This is a genomic window from Streptosporangium lutulentum (assembly GCF_030811455.1).
Taxonomy (GTDB): Bacteria; Actinomycetota; Actinomycetes; order Streptosporangiales; family Streptosporangiaceae; genus Streptosporangium; species Streptosporangium lutulentum.
Genome location: NZ_JAUSQU010000001.1, coordinates 959,138 through 984,701 on the forward strand (window position 1 = coordinate 959,138; position 25,564 = coordinate 984,701).

At 69.8% G+C, this 25,564-nt stretch carries 16 protein-coding genes; 8 read left to right on the forward strand and 8 right to left on the reverse strand.

Features of this window, described 5'->3' with window-relative positions:
- Window positions 1-201: 201 nt before the first annotated feature.
- Window positions 202-444, forward strand: coding sequence for a hypothetical protein (locus J2853_RS04110; protein WP_307555119.1), 243 nt, complete (start codon window positions 202-204; stop codon window positions 442-444).
- A gap of 151 nt (window positions 445-595) precedes the next feature.
- Here J2853_RS04110 and J2853_RS04115 read toward each other — a convergent pair whose 3' ends face one another.
- Entirely contained in the window at window positions 596-3,934 is a 3,339-nt protein-coding gene (locus J2853_RS04115) for an AAA family ATPase (protein ID WP_307555120.1), read from the reverse strand.
- Window positions 3,935-4,250: 316 nt separating this feature from the next.
- Between J2853_RS04115 and J2853_RS04120 the strand changes: the two genes are divergently transcribed.
- The 3 genes from J2853_RS04120 to J2853_RS04130 all read left to right on the forward strand — a co-directional run bounded on the left by J2853_RS04120 (window position 4,251) and on the right by J2853_RS04130 (window position 10,144).
- Window positions 4,251-5,453: a PucR family transcriptional regulator gene (locus tag J2853_RS04120; protein ID WP_307555122.1), complete on the forward strand. Its 1,203-nt coding sequence runs from the start codon at window positions 4,251-4,253 to the stop codon at window positions 5,451-5,453.
- Window positions 5,454-5,549: 96 nt separating this feature from the next.
- Window positions 5,550-7,715 carry a hypothetical protein gene (locus J2853_RS04125; RefSeq protein ID WP_307555124.1) on the forward strand — a complete coding sequence of 722 codons (2,166 nt, stop codon included), beginning with the start codon at window positions 5,550-5,552 and terminating at the stop codon, window positions 7,713-7,715.
- Between the two features lie 41 nt (window positions 7,716-7,756).
- Window positions 7,757-10,144: a DUF6351 family protein gene (locus J2853_RS04130; protein ID WP_307555126.1), complete on the forward strand. Its 2,388-nt coding sequence runs from the start codon at window positions 7,757-7,759 to the stop codon at window positions 10,142-10,144.
- A gap of 231 nt (window positions 10,145-10,375) precedes the next feature.
- Here the strand turns inward: J2853_RS04130 and J2853_RS04135 are convergent, their stop codons facing one another.
- Window positions 10,376-11,743, reverse strand: a complete 1,368-nt coding sequence (locus J2853_RS04135; RefSeq protein WP_307568590.1) for an FAD-binding oxidoreductase — start codon at window positions 11,741-11,743, stop codon at window positions 10,376-10,378.
- 221 nt (window positions 11,744-11,964) lie between these two features.
- On the opposite strand from J2853_RS04135, the gene J2853_RS04140 reads away from it, so the two are divergent.
- Genes J2853_RS04140 through J2853_RS04150 form a run of 3 tightly spaced genes read left to right on the forward strand, consistent with a single transcriptional unit; the run spans window position 11,965 to window position 13,570 of the window.
- Window positions 11,965-12,573, forward strand: a complete 609-nt coding sequence (locus J2853_RS04140; protein ID WP_442480511.1) for a sulfite oxidase-like oxidoreductase — start codon at window positions 11,965-11,967, stop codon at window positions 12,571-12,573.
- Entirely contained in the window at window positions 12,543-13,301 is a 759-nt protein-coding gene (locus tag J2853_RS04145) for a ferredoxin reductase (protein ID WP_307555128.1), read from the forward strand. Before J2853_RS04140 ends, J2853_RS04145 begins: the two co-directional genes overlap by 31 nt.
- Window positions 13,298-13,570 (forward strand): DUF6510 family protein, encoded by a 273-nt coding sequence (locus J2853_RS04150; protein WP_307555130.1) that lies wholly within the window; start codon window positions 13,298-13,300, stop codon window positions 13,568-13,570. Before J2853_RS04145 ends, J2853_RS04150 begins: the two co-directional genes overlap by 4 nt.
- A 7-nt stretch (window positions 13,571-13,577) precedes the next feature.
- On the opposite strand, the gene J2853_RS04155 is transcribed toward J2853_RS04150, so the two are convergent.
- The 5 genes from J2853_RS04155 to J2853_RS04175 form a co-directional block, all read right to left on the reverse strand.
- The gene (locus J2853_RS04155; RefSeq protein ID WP_307555132.1) at window positions 13,578-14,630 is read right to left on the reverse strand and encodes a WxL protein peptidoglycan domain-containing protein; all 1,053 of its coding nucleotides are present in this window, start codon (window positions 14,628-14,630) and stop codon (window positions 13,578-13,580) included.
- Between the two features lie 77 nt (window positions 14,631-14,707).
- The gene (locus tag J2853_RS04160) at window positions 14,708-15,334 is read right to left on the reverse strand and encodes a hypothetical protein (RefSeq protein WP_307555134.1); all 627 of its coding nucleotides are present in this window, start codon (window positions 15,332-15,334) and stop codon (window positions 14,708-14,710) included.
- Window positions 15,335-15,384: 50 nt separating this feature from the next.
- A complete protein-coding gene (locus J2853_RS04165; RefSeq protein WP_307555136.1) occupies window positions 15,385-18,519 on the reverse strand; it encodes a family 43 glycosylhydrolase in 3,135 nt (1,044 codons plus the stop codon).
- A gap of 82 nt (window positions 18,520-18,601) precedes the next feature.
- Window positions 18,602-23,335, reverse strand: a complete 4,734-nt coding sequence (locus J2853_RS04170; protein WP_307555138.1) for a discoidin domain-containing protein — start codon at window positions 23,333-23,335, stop codon at window positions 18,602-18,604.
- Between the two features lie 307 nt (window positions 23,336-23,642).
- The gene (locus tag J2853_RS04175) at window positions 23,643-23,783 is read right to left on the reverse strand and encodes a hypothetical protein (protein ID WP_307555140.1); all 141 of its coding nucleotides are present in this window, start codon (window positions 23,781-23,783) and stop codon (window positions 23,643-23,645) included.
- 475 nt (window positions 23,784-24,258) lie between these two features.
- Between J2853_RS04175 and J2853_RS04180 the strand changes: the two genes are divergently transcribed.
- Entirely contained in the window at window positions 24,259-24,561 is a 303-nt protein-coding gene (locus tag J2853_RS04180; protein WP_307555141.1) for a hypothetical protein, read from the forward strand.
- On the opposite strand, the gene J2853_RS04185 is transcribed toward J2853_RS04180, so the two are convergent.
- Entirely contained in the window at window positions 24,551-25,525 is a 975-nt protein-coding gene (locus tag J2853_RS04185) for an aldo/keto reductase (RefSeq protein WP_307555143.1), read from the reverse strand. The genes J2853_RS04180 and J2853_RS04185 overlap by 11 nt on opposite strands.
- Window positions 25,526-25,564 lie beyond the last annotated feature (39 nt).

A 25,564-nucleotide genomic window follows, 5' to 3' on the forward strand; every position in this document is an offset into this window, starting at 1 on the left:
TGGCGCGGCCCTCTCCCGGACCCGTGGCATCTGCGCAGGCCTTGGCACCTGAACCTGCCTCAGTACCTGATTCATCCCTAACGGTTCCCCAACTCCCCGTTGCATGGGTGAAGTGCGGCACGGTAACGAGATCCTGCTGGTCACGCATGATGCTCCACGTCCCTGTACGCCGGATGGTGGGAAGGCGGTGACCCGGCTGAGGTGGGCCGGCGCTCCGAAGTGATCTGCGACGGGTACGGCCTGGCCGACCGGTCCGGTCTGGTCGAGACGGTGCTGTGGTGGCAGGACCGCTGCCGGCGGGGCATCGACCAGGCGGCCGAGGCAGGGGATCCGGCGATGGCACGGCTGCGGGCCTCGGGCGCGGTCGAGCAGATCAAGGCCTCCTACGCGTGGGTGGAGCGGCATCGCGAAGAGCTTCACGGACCGGGCTCCTCTCCACGGTGACATCAAGAAGGGGAGCCTCCCTTCCCTTCCCGGCAGGTGACCCACACCTCCGGCCCGACCGGCTCCCCAGTCCAGTGACCTTGCGTAACATCCGGTCTGAGCTCGCCATCATGTACGGCGAAGCCAGACCCCCACCATCTTCAGCGGCCTTCTAACCGTGATCCGCGTGCAGGCCCGGAACGTCGTCGTAACCGCTGCGGGGGAGCTCGGCGAGCAAGTCGTTGGCGCGCGCTGCGAAAAGGTGGGCTCCGCGCTCCTGCGAAAGGACGAGCGCCCGATGGGCGGCGCGCACGGCAGACCGGACGTCGCCGCCGGCTTGAAGCGCCTTCGCGCGGATGAGGAAGACCAAGCCCTCCGCATACCGTTCGCCGTGCGTGTCGATGAACGTCTCGGCCTTGTTCAATGCGGTTAGGGCGGCGGAGACGTCGTCGGCGCAAAGCTGGATCTCGGCGAGAAGCGCGTACCAGGTGGCCAGATTCGATCGAGGTGGGTCGACCAGTGTGGTCTCGATGATGCGCTCCATCTCCGTGGCCGACGTGGCCGACGTGGCCGGGTCACCGCTGAACATGGCCTTCGCCCAGTGCCTCGCGAGCCGCAGGTAGCTGCCGGAGAACGTGAAGGAGAAGTCCGGATCAGCGTTGATCGCCGTCTCGGTCGTCCGCAGCACCCAGGCGAAGTCTCCCGCGGCGGCCGCCGCGGTGACGGCGAAGGAGCCCCAGATGCTGATGGCATAGGGGTCGCCGCCCGCGTCGAACTCCACCACGTCAAAAAGCCGGCGCGCGGCAACCAGGTCGCCGTGCAACGCGGTGTTCAGCGCCAGCATGACCGGCGTCATCATCTGCAGTCGGTGTCGCAGCGGCTCGGCGTCTCGCTGGGCATGGATGAGCGAATCGGACTGGCTCAGGTTCCGATAGGCCTCACCGATATTGCCCAAACTCCACTGGTGGACTCCCCACGCGTGATGGCCGGAAGCCTGGACGACAGGGTCAGAGGAGCGCTGACCGTGATCCAGCAGCCGGCGCGCGAGGCGCCCGGCGGCGTCGAGCTGGATGCCCTGGGCATGAGCCAGGAACCGGGAGAAGAGGAAGCCGGTGGCCTCCCGTTCCTGGCCGAGCGACCGAGCGATCTCCTCGGCGCGGTCCAGATGGTCCATGGTGGCTCCGACGAAGCCGGCGTGGATACCCGCGATGGCGGTCAGCTCAGTGAGCGCGGTCAGCTCAAGGCCGAGGAGGCCGGCGCCGCGTGCGATGTGGGCCGCGGTGTCGAGGTGCTTCTCCGCGGTCTCGTAGGCGGATCGTCTTGCCGCGATGCGGGCCGCGACAACGAGTGCGTGCGCCGTCTGCTCCGTCTCGGCGAGCGGGCCCGCCGCGCACAGGTGGTGGGCGAGTGCCTCACCATGACGCTCGGCCGGTTCCTGGGTCCGCGCGAGCGCGGCCGCGATGCGCAGATGGAAGTGGCTCGCATCTGATCGGGACGTCGAGCGGGCCACCGACTCGCGGACGAGATCGTGCACGAACCGCCAGTCACCCAGGGAGCCGGAGGTCACCTCGACCAGGCCGAGCGCTTCAAGGGTCTCCAGGCGAGTGAGGCACTGCGACGGGTCGAGGTCGGATGCGCTCGCCAACAGGCGGGCGTCGATGTCGCGGCCCATCAGGGCCGCGATTTCGATGAGGCGACGGTCCCCGTCGTCGAGCTTGCTCGTCCGGTCGCGGACGATGTCGCGTACCGTGGACGGGACGGCGGCCTGGGCTGCCGCTTGGTCGGACAGGTGGTCCTCTTCGGCCAGGAATCTCGCGAGCTCGCGCACGAACAGGGGGTTGCCTTCGGTGCGGGCCTGTATGCTCCGCGCGACGCCGGGACTCGGAGACCGCCCGGTCTCCTGGTGGACCAACTCGGCGACATCGGATGGTCCAAGGGGACCGAGAACGATGCGTCGGTGGCGGTCCTGGCGCGCGACCGCCGCCAACATGCGCCGCAGGTGCTGGCTGGGCGTCGGTGCGTGGCCGCGTAAGGTGCCCATCAACACGCTCCTGTCCGGGAGCGACTCGGCCAGGCGTGTGAACAGCTGAAGCGAGGCCTGGTCTGCCCAGTGAAGGTCATCCACGACGACGACCAGGGGCCGGCGTGCGGCGGCTGCGTTGAACAGTGCGACGACGCTGCCGTACAAACGGAATTGCGCTCCGGCATCCGGCCGCGCCAAGACCTCGGCGTCGCGTGCGGGGTGCTGCAGCAGGTCGCCGAGTTCGGCGGCCCAACGTGCCCGGTCGTCCTCCGGCAGTGCCGCGATCAGGGCCTCGACAATCTGGACCCAGGGCCACATCGACGGGGCGCCTTCGCCGTCGTGGCATCGACCCCAGAAAGTGAGGGCACCGTTCGCGGCGGCCTCGTCGGTGACTTCGGCGAGCAACCGGCTCTTGCCCACTCCTGGTGGACCCTCGACGAGTACGGTCTGCGCTCGGGCGAAGGTGGCCGGGTCGACGACATGGCGGAGGAGGGCGAGTTCCTCCTGCCGACCCACGAGACGATCAGACCGGCTGCCGGAAGGTTTTCGCGCTCCGCTCGTGGGGCGCGCGCCGGGCTTGGATCCGGGCGCGGCTTCCGGGAGAAGGCCGGCGACGCGCGGTGTGAAGACAGCCTCGGCTTGTTGGAGAACGTGCCGGTGCGCTTCGCGGAGCGCTGGACCGGGATCGATGCCCAGCTCGGCCAGCCGTGCTCGCATCGTGTCGAACACGGACAGGGCCTCCGTCTGCTGTCCCGACGCCGCCAGGGTGGTCATGAGCGTCGCCTGAACGGTCTCGTCGAAGGGCGCGATCCATGCGGCGAGGCGTAGCGGTTGCAAGATGCGTTTGGCGTGACCACGAGGCACGACAACGCGAGCGGCCTCGACGCAGGCGTCGAGCAGCTCGCGGTTGACGGAGGCGAACAGGGGGTAGGCGGCGGCGCTGAGGGTCAGCCCGTCGCCCGCGGACCCTCGCCACCGCGACAGAGCCTCTTCGTATGCGTCGGCTCCCTCCTCGAACCGGTGGGCGTCCAGTGCGGCGCGGGCGAGGCCGAGGAGCCGGCGAAATTCAGTCAGGTCGAGTGCCACGCGGCTGTCGTCGAACTGGTAGCCGCTGCTGCGGTGGTGGAGGTAGGAGCCGGGCGCCCGCGCGGGCAGGTTCGGTTCGAGCAGCCGTCGTAACGTCCCGACATATTTTTGTACGATGTTCAACGCCGACGTCGGCATCCTGTCGTCCCAGACGAGGTCGATGAGCTCGGAAGAGCTGACCGGTCGGCCCGCGCGCATCAGCAACAGGGCCAGCAGGTAGGTCTGCTGCCGCGGTCCGGTGTCGATCTCGACGCCGTCACGCCACACCCGTAAGGGACCGAGGACCTGGACGGTCAGCGAAGCGGCGTCATCTCCCGGACGGGCCGCGGGGGCGGCGGCAGCGGGTACGACGGGCGTCGGTTCGGTTCCGGCGCTTCGTCGGGAGGGGGAGGCGTCGGCCATCGAGCCCTTCCTCGGATTGGGTGGATGTTGAGGAAAGGCTACGCGTGGCCTCGGCTGTCCAACTCCGTGGGCCAGGGCCTGTTCGAAGTCCGGAGTCATCGTGGGCGGGCCACCCTCGATCATACGAATGACGGTCCTGCTCGGGTGCCGCGGGAGGACGTCGCGTGCTCCAGGGCCCAGGCCAGGGCGTGGTCGGCCACGGCCTCCCGTCCGGGTGCAAACGGTGATCGTCATGCCGGCTCGGCGGGGAATACGATGACCTCCCCCGATCACCGAGGAGGCCGATGAGAATGGCCGGCGGATCACCATGCGCCGCTTGAACGCCCTCGCCGAGCGTGTCGCCTCGCGCCTCGACCTGCTCGCCGGCCGGATGGTCGACGCCTTCGTGGTGGAGGTCCCCCTCTACGCCCACCTGCCCCGGGAGCAACTGGAAGGTGAGATCCTCCAGATCTGCCGGCACAACCTGCGGCTCTTCTTCCGGGTCCTCAGCGAGAACGAGCTGCCGGGGGAGCGGGAGCTTCTCGTCGTTCGCCGCAGCGCGGCGCGACGGGCGGAGGAGCACGTGCCGCTGGAGACGGTGCTCGCGGCCTACCGCGTGGGATCGAAACTCGGCTGGCAGGCGCTCTGCGCCGAGGCGCGTCCCGAGGAGCGCGAGGACCTGCTCGAAGCCGCGCAACTGATGATCACCTACACCCAGGTCGTCACCAGCGCCGTCGCCGCCGCCTATCTCGAGGAACGCCAGGCGATCCACGACGAGGATCGGGAGGCGCGTCGCCGACTGGCCGAGGCGCTCCTCGCGGGAATGCCCGCGCATCAGCTGGCCGAGCGCGCCGGTCATCCGCTGTCCGCCGGCTACCACGTGCTGGCGGTGCGGGTCGAGTCGTCGGTGGACGAGCGCGACGAGGAGGTGGAGAGCGCGGTGGCGGCCCGCCGCAAGCTGCGGCGGATGGAGCAGAGCCTGTTCGACGACATCGGCCACGAGGTGCTCAGCGTGCTCGCACCCGGTGGCGGCGTGGTCCTTCTCCCGATCACGGGACGGGACGACCGTGAGGGCCGGGTCGAGGCCACGGTGGCGCGGCTGGCGAAGGCCGCCGACGCGTCGGTGCTCGCGGCGGTCGCCTCCGGCGCCGGCCTCGCCGACCTGCCGTCCGCGGCGGCGGAGGCCGAACACGTGCTCCAGCTCGCCGGGCGGCTGAACGCCGCACCGGGGACGTACACCCTCGACGACGTCCTGCTGGAGTACGTGCTGGCGAGCGCCGGGCAGGTGGGCCGGCGTCTCGCGGACGTCCTGCTGCCGCTGGAGTCGGGGCCCGAGCTGGTGCAGACCCTTGAGGCCTGGTTCGCCTCCGACTTCCACCGGAGACGGACGGCGGCCGCGCTGCACATCCATCCCAACACCCTTGATTACCGGCTGACCCGGATATGCGAACTGACCGGCTTCTCCGTGGGAACGGGACGGGGCGTCCTGGTGCTGGGGGCGGCGTTGACCCTGCGCGCACTTGGGAGAAATCACAACTGACCATCAGAACTCTCGGATGAACACCGATGGTTGCCGGATAAGTGATCGGGTTAGCATCCCAAGATTGCCGATTCCGGCTTATCCGAGGAATGCATCATGAATCGCTCGTTGGCTCTCTTCAGCGCGCTGGTCGTCACGGCCGCCCTGACGGTGGGCACGCCTGTGGCCGCGGCCACAGGCACACCGCCGCCGACCCCTACTCCCAGTGCCGATGCCGAATTCGGTCCCGGTCATGGCGGCCCGCAGCCCGGCTGCGACCCGATCGACCCCGCCGCCTGCCTGCTGCCTTTCCCCAATGACTATTTCACCGTTCCCGATCGGTCCACCGCCACCGGCCGTCGCGTTGCCTTCTCGCCCGGGATGATGCCTCAGAACATTGCCGGAACCCCGATCGACCCCACCGAATGGAACCGCAACGACGGCTTCAGCCCCGGCACGCCGATCCTCACCCGGGTGCCCGGGATCGATCTGAAGAAGACCAAGGCCGCGCCGATCACCGATATCGGCAGGTCGCTCGACGACGACGCGCCGATCGTGCTGCTCAACGCCAGAACCGGCAAGCGCACGCCGTACTGGGCGGAACTCGACGCCAACGCGACCGATCCCGCCCGCCAGGCTCTGATCATCCGTCCGGCCGCGAACCTCGCGGAGGGCACGCGCTACATCGTCGCCCTTCGCTCGATGCGGGACAAGGCTGGGCGCATCATCCCGGCCGGCCCCGCGTTCGCGGCGTACGCCGACTCCCGGCACGGCCACGGAAAGGTCGACGATCGGCGCCTCGGGCAGATGAAGGACATCTTCGCGAAGCTGGAGAGGGCCGGGGTCGATCGGCGCGGCCTCTACCTCGCCTGGGATTTCACCGTCGCCAGCGAGCGCGGTCTCTCGGAGCGGATGCTGCACATCCGCGACGACGCCTTCCGTCAGCTCGGTGACACCGACCTCTCCGACAAGTCGGTCAAGGGCCGCTCTCCGCGATTCACCGTCGACTCGGTGCAGGACTTCGGGCAGTGCGGTGCCGACGGGTGCCAGCAGGGCGAGAACGACCAGGTCGCCCGCCGCGTCGCGGGGAACGTCTTCGTGCCGTGCTATCTCGACGAGACCAACTGCCCCACCGGATCGACGTTCCACTACTCGAAGGGATCCTCGCTGCCGACCCAGATCCCCGGCAACGAGCGGGCCGCGAACTTCATCTGCAACATTCCCCGCTCGGCCGTCTCCGGCGAGCGGATCCGCAAGGCGCACCCGTCGCTGTACGGCCACGGCCTGCTCGGCAGCGCGGACGAGGTCGACTCCGGCAAGCTGTACACGATCGGCGACGACAACGGCATCATGTTCTGCGCGACCGACTGGATCGGGCTCGCAAGGGACGACCGGGCGACCGCCCCCGAAACCTACCGCGACATCTCGAAGTTCCCCACGGCCGCCGACCGCGGGCAGCAGGGAATGCTCGACTTCCTCTACCTGGGCCGGGCGATGATCCACCCGGACGGCTTCGCGGCCGACCCCGCCTTCAGGTTCGAGAAGAACGGCCGGACCGAGTCGGTCGTCGACACCCGCGAACTGCTCTACATGGGCGGAAGCCAGGGCGGCATCATGGGCGGCGCCCTCACCGCGGTCGCCCCCGACTTCACCAAGGCCGTGCTCGGCGTCCCCGGCATGAACTACAGCCTGCAGCTCAACCGCAGCGTCGACTTCGCGCCGTTCCAGACGATCTTCGACCAGAACTACCCCGACAAGCTCGACCAGCAGGTCATCTTCGGCCTGCTGCAGATGTTGTGGGACCGTTCGGAGGCCAGCGGCTACGCGCACCACATGACGACCGACACCTACCCGGACACGCCCGAGCACAAGGTGCTCATGCTCGTGTCCTACGGTGACCACCAGGTCTCCACCTGGGCCTCGGCGGTCGAGGCGCGCACCATCGGCGCCCGCATCCGCACCCCCGTCCTCGACCCCGGGCGGTCGCAGGAGAAGACGCCGTTCTGGGGGATCCCGGAGATCAAGCGGTCGCCGTACCGCGGGCCGGCGACCATCACGGTCTGGGACATCGGGCCACTGCGCACCGTGGACGGCGAGGTCAAGGGGACACCGCCGCCGCCCGTCGAGAACGTGCCCAACGACGAGGGCGTGGACCCGCACGGGCCGGACGCCACGGAGACCGCGGCGGGGCAGGAGCAACTGGCGACCTTCCTCCTCGACGGCGTGGTCGTCGACACCTGCGGAAACCGCCCCTGCTACCTCGATGGCTGGACCGGGCCGTGACCCGCCAGGCGTCCATGAGCACGAGATCTCAGGAGTAGATCATGAATTCCCCCTCCGGCGGACGGCGCCGGTACCTCGCCGTCATCGCGTCACTGACCATCGCCACCATGCTCACCGCGGCCGGCCCCGCGGTGGCGTCCGCGCACGACCGTCCGTCCTCGGACGGGCAGAACGGCCGAGACGGGCAGAACGACCGGAACGAGCACGACCTGCAGATCACGGTGCTGTCCAGCCGGCCCGACCAGGTGTCGGGCGGTGACGCGCGGGTGCGGGTGCAGGTACCGGAGAGCGTGTCGCCACGCCACGTGAGGATCCGTCTCAACGGCGCCGAGGTCACGCGCGACTTCTCCCCGGGCGAGCAGCGGCAGACGCTCGTCGGTCTCGTCGACGGGATGCGGCTCGGCCGCAACGTCCTCACGGCGGAGACCGAGGGCGGTCGCCGGCTCGACGCCCGGCTCACGCTGACCAACCACGACATCACCGGGCCGATCTTCTCCGGCCCCCATCAGCAGCCGTTCGTCTGCAAGACCGAGGAGTCGGGGCTGGGCCAGCCACTGGCCGACAACCAGCAGCACATCGGTCTGCCGGTCTTCGCGCTCGACGCGAACGGGCAGAAGACCGATCGGATCACCGGGTGGAGCCGCGACTGCAGCGTCAAGCCGCGGGTCGACTACGTCTACCGGACCACGGACGGCGCCTGGAAGCCGCTGCCGGCCGACGGTGGCCGGCCCGATGACCTCGCCACCACCACGACGCTCGACGGAACCGTCCGCGACTTCGTCGTCCGCTGGGAGCGCGGCACGATCAACCGGTTCATCTACAGCATCGCGATGCTGAGCCCGCTCCGCGTGGACGAGGAACACCCCGCCGACTCGGCCTGGAACAAACGCCTGATCTACAGCTTCAGCTCGGGTGGGGTCGGGATCGGGTACAACCAGGGTGATCTCGGCACCAAGCTCAACGACATGTACTACGCCGAGGAGGGGCTGGCCGCCGGGTACGCCGTGACCTACTCCACGGGCAACGACACCGGAAACCACTACAACCTCCAACTCGGTGGCGAGACCGCTCTCATGGTGAAGGAGCGGTTCGTGGAGCAGCACGGGGCGCCCCTGTACACCGTCGGCATCGGCGCCTCCGGCGGCGGCATCCAGCAGTACGTGTACGGGCAGAACCACCCCGGCCTCATCGACGCCGCCATCCCCGTGTACGCCTATCCGGACATGGTCACCCAGGGCATCCACGTCGCCGACTGCGAGCTGCTCGAGCACTACATGGACGTCACCGCCGCGGACAACCCCAAGTGGCAGGACTGGGACAACCGCAAGCTGATCGAGGGGATGAACTCGAGCGGCACGGTCCGCAATCCGTACACGGGAAAGCCCGGCTCCAGCGAGTGCGTCAACGGCTGGCGGGGACTCAGCCCGCTGACCCTCAACCCGCACTACGGGTCGGCCGGCTCGAACCAGGGCCTGATGGAGCCCAAGGGCGTCATGGACACGGTGAAGTGGACTCATTTTGATGACCTGCGCAACATCTACGGGGTGGGGCCGAACGGCTTCGCGCGGCAGACCTTCGACAACGTCGGCGTCCAGTACGGGCTGGGGGCGCTCAAGGACGGCACGCTGACCCCCGCGGAGTTCCTGCAGCTCAACGCCACCGTCGGCGGCTGGAAGAAGCCGGAGGACATGGTGCAGGAAGGGGCGCCGTTCGTGCCCGGCGGCACGTACGACCCGTGGAGCTCGCGCAACATGACGCTGAGCCCGGACGGCGGGACGACCCCGGCTCCTCGCACCGAGGGCGATGTCGGCGCCATGGAGGCGGCCCACCGCGCCGGTCTCGTCTTCCGGGGCCAGATCGACATCCCGATCATCGACTGGCGGCACTACCTCGAAGACGAGCTGAACATGCACAACAGCCGGCAGTCCTTCGTCAGCCGGGAACGCATCGTCGACGCACGGGGAAACGCGGACAACCAGGCCATCTGGTTCACGGACGCGCGGCCCGACGGCGCCACGTCCAGCCCGCTCACCGAGGCGTTCAAGGTCATGGACCAGTGGATGGAGAACATCCGGAAGAACCCGAAGCGCACCACCGGCCAGAACAAGCCCTCGGCCGCCGAAGACCGCTGCTTCGACACCGGCGGCCGGCTCATCGCCTCCGGCAGGCACGTCTGGGACGGAATCCTCGACGACCGGCAGGAGGGGGCCTGCACCAAGCTGTTCCCCATCCACTCCACGTCGCGCGTCGTCGCCGGCGGGCCTTTCGACGAGGCGATGTACAAGTGCCGGCTCCAGCCGGTGGAGAAGGCCGTGGCCAGGGGCGACTACGGATCGTGGCGCCCCGACCCGGCGCAGCGGGCCACGCTGAAGAAGATCTTCCCGACCGGGGTCTGCGACTACACCAAGCCGCCGGTGGGCCGCCCCTGAGCCGCCGATCCACACCGCTGACCACGAAGTTCTGAACCTTCACCGCCTCTGATCCGACGAGGGGCGCCGGCCTGCCGGGCCGGCGCCCCTCGTCGTGTGGGGCCCCGGCGGCGATCACGGAGAGTCCGGCCGCCGACGGGTGCCGACCGGCGAGGGCCGTGGACGCCGGCGGGGGTCACTTCGCGAAGGCGCCGTCGCCACCGGTGATCCACGGGATGGACGACGCCCTCCTCAGATGATCTTGCCGGGGTTGAGTATCCCGGCCGGGTCCAGCGCGGACTTGATCGCGCGGTGCAGCGCCAGCACGTCCTCGCCCAGCTCGGCGTGCATGCCGCGCTTCTTCAGCAGGCCCACGCCGTGCTCGCCGGTGACGGTGCCGCCGAGCGCGATCGCGTCGTCCAGGATGGCCTCGAACGCCAGTTGTGCCCGGGCGCGCGCCTCCTCGTCCCCGGCGGGGACGACGATCAGCGGATGCAGGTTGCCGTCGCCGGCGTGCGCGATGTTGGCGATGTGCACGTCGTGCGTCCGGGCGTGCCTCTCGATGCGGGCCAGCATCTCCGGCACCAGGCCGCGCGGCACGCACACGTCCTCCGTCAGCACCGGCCCCAGACGTTCCAGCGCCGGGTACGCCAGTCGCCGGGCGGAGAACAGCGCCTCCGCCTCCTCCGCGTCCGTCGAGCGGGTGCTGAAGACGGCGCCGGCCTCGTCGAAGCACGCCTGCAGCGCCGCCGCCTCCTCCTCGTCGCCGGTGTCCACCCGGCCGAGCAGCAGCACGTCGCCGAGGTCGGCCAGACCCATGTTCTTCCAGTCGTCCACGGCCCGCAGGCAGTAACGGTCGACCAGCTCCAGCGCGCTCGGCGTGATGCCGGAGGCGGCCACGGCGGCCACCGCCCGTCCCGCGGACACCAGCGAGTCGAACGCGCCCACGATCGTCATCGGCGGGCTCTCCGGCAGCCGCAGCAGCCGCACGGTGATCTCGGTGATCACGCCCAGCGTGCCCTCCGAACCGACGAACAACCCGGCCAGGTCGTAGCCGGCCACGCCCTTCCTGGTCCTGCGGCCCACCCTCACCAGGTCACCGGCCGCGGTGACCACCTGCAGGCCGAGCACGTAGTCGCGGGTCACGCCGTACTTCACGCAGCAGACGCCGCCCGCGTTGGTGGCCGCGTTGCCGCCGATCGTGGACCACGGAGAGCTGGCCGGGTCGGGCGGGTACCACAGGCCGTGCTCGGCCGCCGCGGCCCGCAGCCGATCGTTGACCACGCCGGGCTGGACGACCGCGAGCTGCTCGTCCGTGTCGATCTCCAGGATGCGGTCCATGCCGTCGAGGGCCAGGAGTACGCAGCCGTCCACGGCGTTCGCGCCGCCGGACAGGCCCGTTCCCGCGCCGCGCGGCACGATCGGCACCCGGTGCTCGGCGCAGGCCGCCACCACCCGGCGCACCTGCTCGGCGTTCTCGGGCCTGACCAGCGCGACGGCCTGCCCCGCCGGTGCCCAAGCGGCCTGGTCGCGGGAGTAGGCGGCCACCACGTCGGGGTCGGTGACGATCCGGTTCGAAGGCAGGGCGGCGGACAAGACCTCTGAGAACTGCACGGACAGCACCGTAACAAGCGGACCGCGGCCGAGGCGAGGGGGGCTGCCTCCACCGCTTCGCCGGCGGACGACGCCGGCTTCGCGGAGCGCCACCGAGCACCCTGACCTGCGGGCCGTCAGATGATTCGGGTTAGGGTTATGGGATTCACCGCGTTCTCCTGACCCGCCCTCTTGAGATGGATTCAAGGGGATATATCTTGATCGTCCTGACATGACGATATTGGGAGGTGGGCGTCATCGGCACCGTCTCACCGGGGTTCTTCGGGCGCAGGCGCGCCAAGGCACCCGATCTGCCACCGGGGCAGTACCTGACCGAGGACTTCCCCGTGCTTTCGGCCGGACCCACGCCCCGCATCTCCACGGAGGCCTGGAGCTTCGGCATCACCACCGAGACCGGGGAGGTGAGGCGCTGGAACTGGGCGGAGTTCAACGCCCTCGCCATGGAGCGGCCCACGGTCGACCTGCACTGCGTCACCAAGTGGTCAAAGCTCGGCACCACCTGGGAGGGCGTCCCGCTGGAGACGCTCCTCGCCGGCGTGGAGACGTCCGCGGAGTACGCCGTGGCGGAATCCTACGGCGGCTACACCACCAACCTTCCCCTGGAGGACCTCCTCGACGGGAAGGCGTGGATCGCGGTCCGCTACGACGGCGAGCCCATCACTCCGGCGCACGGCGGCCCCGCCCGGTTGCTCGTGCCGCATCTGTACTTCTGGAAGAGCGCCAAGTGGGTGCGCGGCATCCGGCTTCTCAACGACGACGAACCGGGGTTCTGGGAGAGCGTCGGTTATCACAACTACGGAGACCCATGGCGCGAGCAACGGTACTGGGGCGACTGACCTGGCGGGTCGCCACGGTGGCCGCCGTGCGCGACGAGACCCAGAACGCCCGCACGATCGTCCTGGACCTGCCCGACTGGCCGGGCCACCTCGCCGGTCAGCATGTCGACGTACGGCTCACCGCCCCTGACGGTTACTCCACCGAGCGGTCGTACTCCATCGCCTCGGCGCCGGAGGGAAACCGCCTGGAGCTGACCGTCGATCTGCTGCCCGACGGCGAGGTCTCGCCCTACCTCGCGCGGGTGCTCTCCGCGGGAGACCCGCTGGAGATCCGCGGCCCGATCGGCGGCTGGTTCGTGTGGCGCCCCGAGCGGCCGGAACCGGTGCAGTTGATCGCGGGCGGCTCCGGCGTCGTCCCGCTCATGGCGATGATCCGCACCCGTGAGGCCGGCGGCGCCCGGGCCCCGTTCCGGCTGCTGTATTCCACGCGTGGGCCCGAGGCGGCGTTCTACCGCGACGAGCTGCGACGATCGAGTGAGAACGGCTCCGGCCTGAGCGTCACCTACGCCTACACGCGCGAGGTGCCCCAGGACTGGGAACGGCCGCCCGGTCGCGTCGACGCCGGCCTGCTCGCCCAGGCCGCCTGGGCGCCGGAGCGGGAGCCGATCAGCTTCGTGTGCGGGCCCACCGGCTTCGTGGAGAACGTCGCCGATCTGCTCGTCTCGGCGGGACACGACCCCGCACGCATCCGCACCGAACGATTCGGCCCCAGTGGAGGACAACCATGACCGAGGACCACATCGACGGGAACGCCGCCGGGGGAGCCCTGCGAGACATCTTCACCGTCGATCTGACCGCCGCCGTGGGGCGGTGTTCGAGTTGCTCCCAGAGCCTCGCGCTGGCCGAGGCACGCCTCTACACCCAGGCTCCCGGGCTGGTGGCCCGCTGCCCGGGGTGCGAGGAGGTCGTGTTCCGGCTCGTACGGGGACCCGGCCGCGCGTGGCTGGACATGCGCGGGGTGACGTGCGTGCAGTTCGAGCTGCCCACCGGCTCCTGACGGCGGTTCACGGACGGCCCTGAACCTGGGTGTTCCGTGGGGACTCCTTGGCCTCCGCGCGACCTTCGTCGCGGGCGCGGGCGAGCAGGTCCGCCAGACGCCGGCGGCGGCGCCGGGTGATGGCCCGGTAGGAGAAGAAGAGGATCACGAGAAGCGCGACCAGGGCCAGCTGGGGCCAGGGCACCGTCCAGACCGTCACGCCGGTGGCGGCGTTCTCGACCACGGCGCCGGGGGCGGCGCCCCCCTGGACGGACGGGGACACGGTGACGCTCGTGGAGAGCGGGCCCAGGGCCCAGACCCCCGCGATGCGGGTCTCCACCGTACGGCTGTCGCCGGGGAAGATCTCCTCGACAGCGGTCTTGGTGTCCCGTTCGGCCAGCCCGGACAGGTCGCTGACCGTCACCTCGCCGGCCCCGCTCACCGCGACGTTCCCCTTGTTCGTCGCCGTGTACCTGACCCGGATGACACCGGACGAGAAGGGGTTCCACGACTGCTCGTACGTGGCCGTGAGGTCGCCGGCCGCCACCGCCGCCTTGATCGTGCCGGTGGCGCGCATCATGACCCGGAACCCCACCCGGCTCTCCACGGAGACCGTTCCGCTGGCGCTGGTGACCGTCGCGGCGATGCCGGCCGGATGGTCTCCCGGCGAGGCGTCGCGCGGCACGGTGATCGTGAACGGCACCACCTTCGTCTCGTTGGCCCCGACGGTGACCTCGTTCTGGACCTTGATCCACGTGCCGCCGTCCACCGAGGGGCGGTCGGACTGGAGCATGTTGAAGCGGCCCTTGTCGGTGAGGTAACCGTCGGCGGCCTTCAAGGCGAAGACGGCGGAGGCGTCGCCGAAGTTCCGCACGGCCAGGTGCTCGGTCACGCTCTGACCCGGGTCGAGGGCGAGCTCGATCCACCGGCGGCCGTCCGGGCCCTGCTGACCGGCCGGCTGGACCGACCAGGTGAGCGTCGGTTCGGCCAGCGCGCCGGTGGGCACGAGGGGCACGGTGAGGAGCGCCGCCACCAGGACGGCGAGAAGCCGCGGCAGCGTCTGAGACAGGGTTCGGATCACGGCGGGGTCCTCCGGCGAAAGGGGATGGTGGGGGCCGCGGCGTCGCGGCCCCCACCCGTCGGTTATTCGAACGTCGGTTATTCGAACAGGGACAGGGTCAGTTTCGAAGAGTACGAACCCGCGGCGACGTCCGCGGGGGTGCGCAGGAACAGGTCGGCGTTGACGGTGTACGCGCCGCCGGCGACCTCGCCGGAATCGAAGGTCGAGGCCAGGAGTTCCTGGTCGACCAGACCGACGTTGTTGCCGGGCTGGGTCGGCTCGTCGAGGACGGTCACGACCTCCTCGCCCTCGGCGACCAGGCCGGTCTCGCCGCCGTCGATCAGGCGCGGCTTCCAGCCGAGGTGACCGGCGCTGATGGGCGTCTGGCCGGAGTCGCCGACGAAGTCGCTCGCGTTGCCGAGGACGGCCCACGCGCCGCCGCTGGGCACCTCCTCCATCGTGCGGGTGTCGGTGACCGTCACCGTCGGCAGGGTTCCGAGGAACTGGCGGTTCTCCAGGGTCGAGCCGTCCTCGCTCAACGCGACGGAGTCGGCGGCGATCGACATGGCGAGCACGCCCGGCTCCTTGATCGGCTCGATTTCGACCCTCACCTCCACGTCGGCGCCGGTGCCGGGGTCGGGGTCGGCCACGGCGGGAGCCTGGAACGCCACGGACGCGGTCAGAGCGGCAGCCGCCGCCAGCAGCCATTTACGCTGATTTTTCATGTGATTCTCCATGATGCGTGATTTACGGGGATGAAGAGAGAGCTGGGGTGTCAGGTGCAGGTGAGGGCGGGATATTCCGCGGTGTGGACCGAGGTCGTCTCCCCCTCGGCGGCGCGGACGGTGACCGTACCCGCCGCGATCGAGGCCGTACGGGTGGCGAACGACTGGTAGGCGCTCGCGCCCGGCGCGACGTCCGGGAACGATCGCTCGCCGTATGCGCTCTCCAGGGTGACGCTCGCCGCCGCGTCATGGTCGTTGCGCGCCTGCACGGCCACATACGCCTTGCCCGCCAGGCACCGCGGGGTGACCGTGATCGTGACGGGGATCTCGGCGGGCTCCTCGGGAGCCGGTTCCTGGGCGAAGACCCGCCATTCCGTGATCGCCATCGCGGAGTGGGTGGTGCCGTTGCCGTCGGCCCGGACCGTGGCCCGCACCCGGGACGTGGTGACCGGGTCGAAGGTGACGTTGTTGAACGCGGTCGTGCTCGTGCCGTACGCGGACGCGCCGGACACCTCACGCCAGGCCGAGGCGGCCTCGTCCCAGTACTGGAGCACCCAGCCGTCGGGCTGGGCGACGCCGTCGCCGGTGCCCTGGTTCACGTCCCGCCAGAACTTCAGCTCGGTGCCGACGATCCGTACGGGGCGTGACCAGTCGTACTGGACCCACTGGGTCTGTGGGCGGGTGCCGGACCAGGTGCCCCAGATCTGCGCCTGGCTCGGGTTGGCCGGGTCGGCGTTGTCGTTGAGGGCGGTGACGCTGTTCCAGCCCGCCGTGTAGGAGGCGGTCGGGGTCGCGATGGGGGCGACGTTGCCGTTGAGCGGCGCGGACAGGTCCGCCGGGATGACGACCGTCTTGGCGGTCTCCAGGTTTCCCGCCTTGTCGATCGTCCGGTACGACACGGTGTGCCGGTTGGCGTCGGGCGCCGTGATGACGCCGCCGGCGATGGGGGTCCACGGGCCGGTGCCGACGGCGTATTCGATGCCGGCGACGCCGGAGGTGGCGTCGGTCGCGAAGACCTTGACCGACCGGGTGGCGGTGTTCAGGGTGCCGAGGCTGACCGGTGCCGTGGCGTCGATGCGCACCGCGAGGTCCTCGGCTGCCGAGACGTTGCCCGCGCGGTCGGTCGCCTTCGCGGTGACGGTGTGCTCGCCGTCCCCGGAGACGTCGGCGTCGGCCTGCCGGGTGTCGGTGGTGACGACCGGCCGGTCGTCGTCCACCGTCGTCTCGATGGTCATCCGGCCGCCCCGGTCGTCGACGCCGTTGACGCGGACCCGGACCGCCGAGCGGTACCAGCCGGCGTCGCCCGCGCTGCCGCTGGGGGTGAGGGTCAGCGTCGGCGCGGTCTCGTCGCCTTCGGTGTCGTCCGGCGACAGGACCGTGACCTGCGCGGAGATACGGCCGGCGGCGTAGCCGAGCACGGTTCCCCGGACGGTGACCGTGCCGGGCCTGGCGACCTGCTCGGGGGTCAGCGGGTCCCAGAAGACCGGGATCCGCAGCGTCTCGCCGCCGAAGGCGACGCCGACGGTGCCGGGCAGCTCCGTCTCGCCCACCTCGACGGTGATGGCCGGCGGATCGACGGTCTCCGGCTGCGCGGCCAGGATCTTCCACTCCTCGACCGCGACCGCCGAGTAGGTGCCGCCGTTGGTGGAGGCGTCGAAGGTCGCGCGGACCTGCGTGGTGGTGACCGCGTCGAAGTTCGTGTTCTGGAAGCCCTGCGTGGCGGTCGGGTAGCCGCTCGCGCCGGGCACGTCGGCCCACCGGCCGGTGGCGAGGTTCCAGTACTGGATCTTCCAGCGGGCGGGGGCCGCGACGCCCACGCCGCTGCCCTGCGGGTTGTCGTTCCAGAAGTCGATCTGCGAACCGGAGATCCGCATCGGCTGGTCCCATGTGTACTGCACCCACTGCTGCGGCGGGTTGTTGCCGGTCCAGGTGCCCCACATGTCCGGCGGCAGCGGGTTGGGCCGCTGGATCTCGTCGTTGAGCGCCTTCACCCAGTACTGGGTGGGCACCGGCTCGTTCGAGACGGCGACCTTCGCCTCCTGCGCGACGTTCGGGCGCGGGGTGAGGTCACGTCCCTTGACCGGCGTCGGCGTGACGACCTTCATCCGGGGCGGGGTCTGGCTGTCGTCCCACTCGACCGGGTCGATCGCGACCGACCGGCGGAAGTGGTTGCCGCCGACGGCGTCGGCGGTGTGGTAGGCGATGTACCACTTGCCGTTGAACTCCAGGATGCCCGGGTGGCTGGTGGTCGAGGAGACCGGCCTGAGCATGGTGCCCCGGTAGGTCCACGGTCCCTCGGGTGAGGAGGCCGTCGCGTAGGCGATGCAGGCGTGGTAGTTCGCCGGGGTGCACTGCGAGGTCGGGCCGGCGTTGTTCCCGGCGTACGCCATGTAGTAGGTGCCGTTGCGCTCGAACGCCCAGGCCGCCTCGAAGAAGCCGGTCAGGCCGGTGACGGTGCGCTGGGTGGTGACCGGGGTCTTCATGTCCGCGGCCAGCTCGATCATGCGCAGGTTGCCGAACGAGCCCCACCAGAGGAACACCCGCTGTCCGTCGATCAGGATCGTCGGGTCGATGTTGTGGATGGTGTTGGCCGAGGGCACCCGCTGGGAGATCAGCGGCCCGCCCACGTGGTCGGTCCACGGGCCGGTCGGCGAGTCCGAGACGGCCACGCCGATGGCGAACTTGTCGGGCGCCGTGCTCTCGCGCTCGTTGATCGGGACGTACCAGTAGTAGCGCCCGTCCAGGCCCTGGACCACCTGGCCGGCGTACGCACGACCCGGCGTCGCCCAGGAGAAGACCGCCTCGGGGCGCATCAGGGACGGGTAGTGCGTCCACTGGCCGGACTCGACGTTCGTCGTCCTGAACGCGCCCCACTCGTTCATGATGAAGTCGTTCTGGGTCGCCCCGGCCTGGTCGTGGCCGGTGTAGACGAACAGCTCGTCCTGGTCCCCGTTCCGCACGACGAGCGGGGCGGGGTCGGCGGAGTAGTACGTGCCGTCCTTCAGGATCGGGTTGGTCGTGCTGGTGAAGGTGTAGGAGTCGGCGGCGTGGGCCGGAACGGGAATCCCGATCAGGCATATGGCCGCGAGCTGGGCGACCGCCGCCGCGGCGGCCCTGCGGAACCGGCGCTTCGGCCGGGGGTGGGGGGGTGATGAGGCGGCGCTGCGCCTCACGGCGATTTTCAAGGTTCTGCTTCCTTAGTGTCTGCGAGAGCCTTAGTGGGGGTGGTGGCGACGCCCCGCCGGGGACGCCGCCACCGGGGGAGTGCTAGCCGCAGTTGAGCGCGCCGTACGGCACCTGCGCCGGTACGGTGACCGGCACGCCGTCGGCGGTTCCGGTGACCTTCACGGTCGCCGTTCCGGCCGGGATCGACTTGGCGCGGGAGTTGAACGCCTGGTAGGCGGACTTCCCGGGCGCCACGTTGGCCACGGTCCGCGACCCGTACGGCGTGATCAGCTCGATCGTGAGCGGCACGTCGTCGTCGTTGCGGACGTTGAGGGTGACGTAGGCGCCTCCGCCGGTGCACTGGCTGCGCGCCTGCGCGTTCGTCTTCCAGACCGGGCCGCCCTCACCCACCGTGAGCGTCAGCGTGGTCCGGATGGTGCCGGCCTCGCTGACGTACGGCGGCAGGACCAGGTCGCCGACGACGGTGTAGGTGCCGGCGGTGTCGACGGTGTCGGGGTCGAACCGCCAGTTCACGCCGACGGCCTGGTTGTCCCTGGATCCGTCGTTGTAGGAGACCTCCACCTTGGTGGGCAGGTAGGGCTGCTCGCCGACCTCGACGTGCTGCTCGAAGGACTCGGCGCCCTGGATCGAGATGCCGTCGTCCGACATCTCGGGACGCACGTAGACGCGGGCCTCGGCGATCAGGCCGTAGGCGTCGTTGGTGCCGTAGATCACGAACGGGTCGACGTTGGCCTCCGCGACCATGTCCGGGGTGATCTGCTGCCACGTGAACGCCACGGTGCCTCGGGCGCCGCTGGTGTAGGTCGCCTCCAGCGTCGCCGGCGGGGTGGGCACCAGGCCCACGCCGGTCCGGATGAGCACCGGCGAGCGCACCGAGTCGACGGTCTCGCCGTTGGCGCGCCAGCGCAGCACGCCGGTGCCGGCGCCGCCGGACATGAGGCCCCAGATCCGGACGCGGATCCGGTTCGTGGTCACCGGTTCGAAGTTGAGGCGGTTGTAGGCGTTGGTGGCCAGACCGCTTTCGTACGAGGAACCTCCGGCGAGCTTCACCGGCGTCCAGGTGGTGCCGTCCGTCGAGGTCTCGACGGCGTAGGTCGAGGCCGTCGGGCGGCGGGTGCCGCCGTTGTCGTCGTACCAGTAGATGTCAGTCGAGGAGAGCCGCACCGGTGAGGTCCACTGGTACTGGATCCACGCCTCGTTGGCGGGGCTGGTGCCGTTGCGCGGCTGGCCCCAGTTGCCCCAGCCGGTTCCGGCGCCGGGGTTGGAGTTGCTCGGCGTGGTGGCCTCGTTGACCCGGGAGTGGTTCTCCCACGACGAGGTGCCGCTGGTGGTGATCGTCGCCGTGGAGCCGAACTCCGCGACGACGTCCTTCTTGGCGAGGGTCACCGACACGTTCGCGGTCGACCGCTCCTCGCCGTCGTCGGCGAAGAACCGGAAGACGTAGTCACCGGCGACGGTGCCGGTCACCCGGGTGGCCGGAGCCTTGGGGTCGGCGAAGATGACGCCCGCGCCCTGCGGCGCCGAGACGGTCTCCCAGCCGAAGGTCAGCTCGTCGTCGTACGGCACGCCGTCGTCGGTGGCCGTGCCGACCAGCCGGGTGGACAGGTTGCCGTCGCCCGCGGCGTCGCGCGTGGCGGTGACGGACGGGGCCTGGTTGGTGACGTCCGGGACCTCGCGGCCCGAGTCGAACACCTGGATCTCGGAGATCGCGGTGTAGTGGGACGGGCTGTTGGTGAAGACGACGCGCACCTTGTCCGCGGACACGGAGTCGAACAGCGCCTCGTTGAACTTCGCCGCCGGGACGGCCGGGTTCTTGAACTGGCCCGGCACCTCCTTCCAGCCACCGTCGCCGTCGGGCACCTGGACCCACCAGCGGGCGGGCTCGTGGTAACCACCGGCCTGGCGGTCGCTGACGAAGAACACCTTGAGGTTGTCGAAGGACTTGGCCGAGCCCAGGTTCAGCTCGACGTAGCCGTTCTTGTCGGTCGTGCCGTGGTTGCCCCAGTAGGGCTCGTTGGCGGTGACACCGTCGGTCACGGCCGCCAGCGACACGGGCCGCTCGGTCTCCTTGATGGCACCGGGCGTGTGGTTCATCGAGGTGCCGCTGTAGCCGGGCGTGTGGAACTGCCGCCACGGGGCCGGCCGGGTGCCCTGCTGGGTGTACGACGAGGCGAGGGTGGCGCCCTTCGCCAGGTTCGCCTCGTCCTCGGTCAGGTCGATGCCGGCCGTCTTGAGGTACGAGACGACGCGGTCGTCGTCGATGGGGGTGTTCACCGCGGACGGGAAGTCGTCCCCGGCGTCGGCCCGGAAGGTGACGGTGAGGCCGTCCTCGGCGGTGACCTGGTTGGTCTTCGGGTCGTAGGTGACCTTGCCGAGCCGGTCGGTGCTGACCTTCTTCTCGCCGTTCAGGAACAGGCTGTAGCCCGCGCCCAGACCGTACTTGGTGCCGTCGGGGTCCCAGACGATGGTGAGGTCCTGGCCGTGGTACCGCAGGTTGTTGACCATGAAGTGCTCGTAGCCGAACTTGATCGGCCAGAGCTCGATCTTGTCGTCGGAGCGCGGCTGGATGCCGGCCATGTCCTCGACATAGATGTAGTTCATGTTCCCGAGCATCACGTGGTTCGGGTTGTTGCGGTTGTAGGTCTTGGTGGCCGGGTTCCAGTTGGAGTAGTACTCCGACTGGTTCGGGGCCCGCAGGTCCGCGTTCGGGTAGATGCTCCAGGCCATCCAGTCAAGCAGCCGCTTGGCGTAGGCCGGGGTGATGTACTTCCCCTCGGGGTCGTAGTGGCGCAGCGCCGACCGCACGGCGCGGTACTGCACGGTGAAGTTGATGTTGGAGAAGTTGTTGGAGCCGCCGACCCCGTAGGCCGCCCGGTCGTACTGGTTGGCCGTGTAGAACGGGAAGATCGGGAAGTTGTCGCCGTAGGTCAGGAAGCGGTAGCCGTCGACGTACTTCGAGGCCTCGTCGAACGGGATGAGGTTCTCGGAGTAGACGTCGTAGAGGTTCGACTCCTTGGCCGGGATCAGCCCGCGCGCCGCGACGGGCAGCGGGTTTTCACGGCCGTTGGAGGCGGCGGCGCTGGTGGCGCCGTGCGACGTGGCGGCCAGGAACATCTTCGCGTCCGGGCTCCACAGCTTGTTCAGGATCGAATCCCGGATCCCGTTCGCGCTGGTGGCCATCTCGTCGACCTTGGCCTGGCCGGCGCCGGCCATCTGGTAGAGCTGGCGGGCCGCGTCGAAGGCGCCCCACACGTACGCCGACTCCGGACGCTCGATCGTGCGCGCGCCGGGTGCGCCGCCGCCGGTCTTCGGGAAGCCGAAGGTGATGGCGTCGGAGTCGTTGCCGGGCATGTAGTTGGTGTCGTACGCGATCAGCTTGTCGTTGTTGCCGTCGTAGTGCTCAAGCTGGCCCTCGCCGTCGCCCTCGAAGAAGCGGGCGAACTTCTCGGCGACCTCCTTGCCGCCGCCGTGCACGTTGTAGGCCTCAAGGCCGGCCGTGCCGAGGTACTGCGAGTAGTGGTTGTTCCAGCTCGTGTGACCCGGGCTGTCCAGGAAGGCCGAGGAGCCGGACAGCTCGCCGATGTTGAGGATCTGGCCGTAGGGCAGGTACGGCGTGCGCAGCCACTTGGTGTCCTGCAGGTGCATCGGCTGGGTCAGCGCCACGGAGTTCTGGTAGAGGTTCACCCCCTCGATCGTCGTGGGGTACTGGTAGACGTGGCCGGACGCGTTGGCGTCGAGGGAGTTGTAACGCTCCCCCCACCAGCGGTAGACGATGGCCTTCTCCAGCGCGGGGTCGGGGACGTTGATGTAGGGCACGTCCTGCGCCCAGCGGCGGTTGAACGCCGTGATGCCGGTGCGCACCGCCTCGGCGGGGGTCAGCTCGGCGTAGTCGTGGTACTCCTTCACCGTCTGCGGCAGCGAGGCCGAGGAGACCGCGCCGACCACGGAGAGCGAGACCGTGCCACCGGCGGGAACGGTGATCTCACGGTCCAGGTTGGCGCCGCTGCGGGTGAAGCCGTCTCCGGTGAGGTCGATCTTGACGGTGTCCCACGGGGTGTCGACGAGGCCGTTGTTGGAACCGCTGGTGATGACCCGGGTGCCGGTCAGCTCGGCCGCGGTGGCTCCCGCCTGGGTGGCCAGCGGCGAGGCCGCCCGGACCGTGAAGGTCGCCGCCGACTCACCGGGGTTGGTGAAGCCGATGGAGGTGACCGCGACGTTCTCGTAGGTGACGAACTTCGTCAGATCGGCGGTGACGCCGGTGGTGCCGATCGTGTACCGGCTCTTGGCGTGGCTGGGCGCGTTGAACCGGTTCGCGTTCACCTCGGTCACGGTCTGTCCGGGCACGGTGACCGTGTACAGGTTGCCGAGGTTGTTGGGACCTCCGACGAAGGCGCTGCCGGCGAAGCCCATGACGGTGAAGTTGTTGTTGCTCGCGCCGCGCATGTACAGCGAGCGGCCCCGGGTCATCAGCACGGCCGACCCGATCGCTCCGCGGACGCCGAGCACGCGATCGAGGTAGTAGTCCGTGCCGCCGGCGGCCAGGTCCTTGTCGAAGATCGACTGTTGCATGCTCGACGCGGTGAACGGCACGCCGGGCTTGAGCTGGTCGGCGACGTCGCCGACATTGCTGTAGACCGGGTCCCCGATGTCCATGACGTGGCTTTGACCGTTGGTGTAGACGCCCACGTCGCCTTCGTTGCCGGGGAGAACCGGGCCGGCGGCGTGTGCGGTGGATGGTAGGCCGACCAGGCCCGTCACCGTGAGCGCGACCAGAGCGGCCCAGGTGGGCGCTCGGCCTATGCGTCTGACATTCATTGGACTTCCTCCTGCTACCGGGATCGGTCGGTTTCTTGCCGGCGGCGTCGCGGCCCGTCGGGGCACGGACGCCGTCGTGAGGGGTGAATCTCGGCCGATGGCACCGTGGACGGACGTGACACCGGAGGTGGCACGCCCCACGGGGCCATGCGTCGCCGGACGGCGTGGACACGGTCGTCCGGCGACGTGAACGGGATCAGGGACAGTCGTGCGCTACCGTGCGCCAACCGCACCGCGTTCCCCCGGAGAACACGGGATCGGTCACGACGGGCCGCCGGTCCCGCACGGTGGCGGAACCGCGGTCGCCCTAGTGGTGGTACGGCACCGGGACGGTGATCGCGCCCGGCCACGGACAGCCGGTCTTCGCGCGTGACAGGAGCCCGCCGTGTCGGACCTTGGACGGTGTGTAGCGGTGGAGTCGTACCTCGGGCTCGTCCGCGACGGCCACGACACCACCGTGACCGATGCGGCACTGCCCAGCGAACGTGGCTTCATGGCCTGCTCCGATACCCCCCCACCCCAATGACCGAAATAAACTAAAAGGTTTTCGCAAACGTAGAAGAAAGCTACGGAGCTGTCAACGGATTGGGTGGGTATGGTCGCTTCTGACCAGTAATTGTCAGGCGAAAGTGTTTTCGGTAGTGACAACCGGGCGCGCGACCATAACCGATGTGGCCGCCTTGACGGGCGTCTCCGTCGCCACCGCCTCAAGGGCGCTCGACGGTCGCGTCGATGTCCGGGCACCTGGTTCAGGGCGCCGCGGCCCAGCGCGATCTCCAGCCGAACGCGCCGGCTCAGGGCCTGCTGTCTGGGCGGACCCGCGCCGTCGGCCTGCTCACCGGCGACTCGCCGGTAGGTTCGGCAGGTCCGGCACCCCCGTGCCGATCGGCACGGAAAACGCTTTCGGAGAAGGAGGGACGGCGGTGCCGCTCCGCGGCGCCCGCGGCGACGCGATCCGGGAGCAGCGGTATGTCCGCACGCTGCTCTCCCGCCGGATGGGCGGCCTCATCGCGGTCGGGGGAGCGCCGGCCCACGCCCGCCCGTCACCGAGGACGTGCCGGTCCCCGTGGTCCACGCGTGCGGACCCTCCGGGGATCCCGAGGGCACGCCGTCCGTCCCCGGCGACGTGGGCGGAGCGTGGCTCGCCGTTCGCCGCCGGGGATCGACCGGAGATCGACGCGGTTTTCCGCGGCGGCGACCAGGCGGCGGCCGGCGTCAGTGCTTGACGGCCCGGGGGCGGTACGGCTCGGCGAGGAAGGCGAGCTCCTTCTCGGTCAGGGCCAGGTCCACCGCGGCGATCGCGTCGTCCACGTGCCTGTCCTTGGTCGCCCCCACGATCGGAGCCGACAGGCCCGGCTGGTGGAGCAGCCAGGACAGCGCCACCTGGGCGGGAGGAACCTCCCGCTCGCCGGCCACCTGGGCGACCCGGTCGAGGATCTGGCGGTCGTTCTCCGCCTCGGTGTAGAGGGCGCCGATACGCGAGTCACTGCCCGCGCGGGCGGTGCTCTCCTCGGAACCCGCTCGGGCGAGCAGGCCACGGGCCAGCGGGCTCCACGGGATCAGGCCCACGCCCTGGTCGGCGCAGAGCGGGTTCATCTCCCGCTCCTCCTCGCGGTAGAGCAGGTTGTAGTGGTTCTGCATGGACACGAACCTCGTCCAGCCGTTGACCTCGGCGACGTGCTGGGCCTTGGCGAACTGCCAGGCGTGCATGGTGGAGGCGCCGATGTAGCGGGCCTTGCCCGCGCGGACCACGTCGTGCAGGGCCTCCATGGTCTCCTCGATCGGAGTGTCCGGGTCCCAGCGGTGGATCTGGTAGAGGTCCACGTAGTCGGTGCCGAGGCGGCGCAGAGAGTTGTCGATCGCGGAGTGGATGTGCTTGCGGGACAGACCCCTGTCGTTGACACCCTTGCCCGCGACGCCGAACACCTTGGTGGCCAGCACGTAGTCGTCCCGGCTGGGGAAGATCCTGCTGAGCAGGCGGCCGGTGACCTCCTCGCTGCTGCCGGTGGAGTAGACGTCGGCGGTGTCGAAGAACGTCACCCCGGCGTCGACGGCCCGCCGGACGATCGGCTCCGAGGCGGCCTCGTCGAGGGTCCACTCGCTACCCTTGGCGGGGTCACCGTAGCTCATCATGCCAAGGCAGATTCTTGACACCTTCATGCCCGTGGTGCCCAGTCGCACGTATTCCATCGCGAAACCTCCCGATCATCGTGATCTGGACCAAGCCTA

What these genes read in the sequence shown, in the direction of transcription:
- J2853_RS04115 (WP_307555120.1), bottom strand. Translation starts at nt 3,934, where the DNA reads ATGGCCGACGCCTCCCCCTCCCGACGAAGCGCCGGAACCGAACCGACG.
- J2853_RS04125 (WP_307555124.1), top strand. Translation starts at nt 5,550, where the DNA reads ATGAATCGCTCGTTGGCTCTCTTCAGCGCGCTGGTCGTCACGGCCGCC.
- J2853_RS04130 (WP_307555126.1), top strand. Translation starts at nt 7,757, where the DNA reads ATGAATTCCCCCTCCGGCGGACGGCGCCGGTACCTCGCCGTCATCGCG.
- J2853_RS04145 (WP_307555128.1), top strand. Translation starts at nt 12,543, where the DNA reads ATGGCGCGAGCAACGGTACTGGGGCGACTGACCTGGCGGGTCGCCACG.
- J2853_RS04150 (WP_307555130.1), top strand. Translation starts at nt 13,298, where the DNA reads ATGACCGAGGACCACATCGACGGGAACGCCGCCGGGGGAGCCCTGCGA.
- J2853_RS04160 (WP_307555134.1), bottom strand. Translation starts at nt 15,334, where the DNA reads ATGAAAAATCAGCGTAAATGGCTGCTGGCGGCGGCTGCCGCTCTGACC.
- J2853_RS04170 (WP_307555138.1), bottom strand. Translation starts at nt 23,335, where the DNA reads ATGAATGTCAGACGCATAGGCCGAGCGCCCACCTGGGCCGCTCTGGTC.
- J2853_RS04185 (WP_307555143.1), bottom strand. Translation starts at nt 25,525, where the DNA reads ATGGAATACGTGCGACTGGGCACCACGGGCATGAAGGTGTCAAGAATC.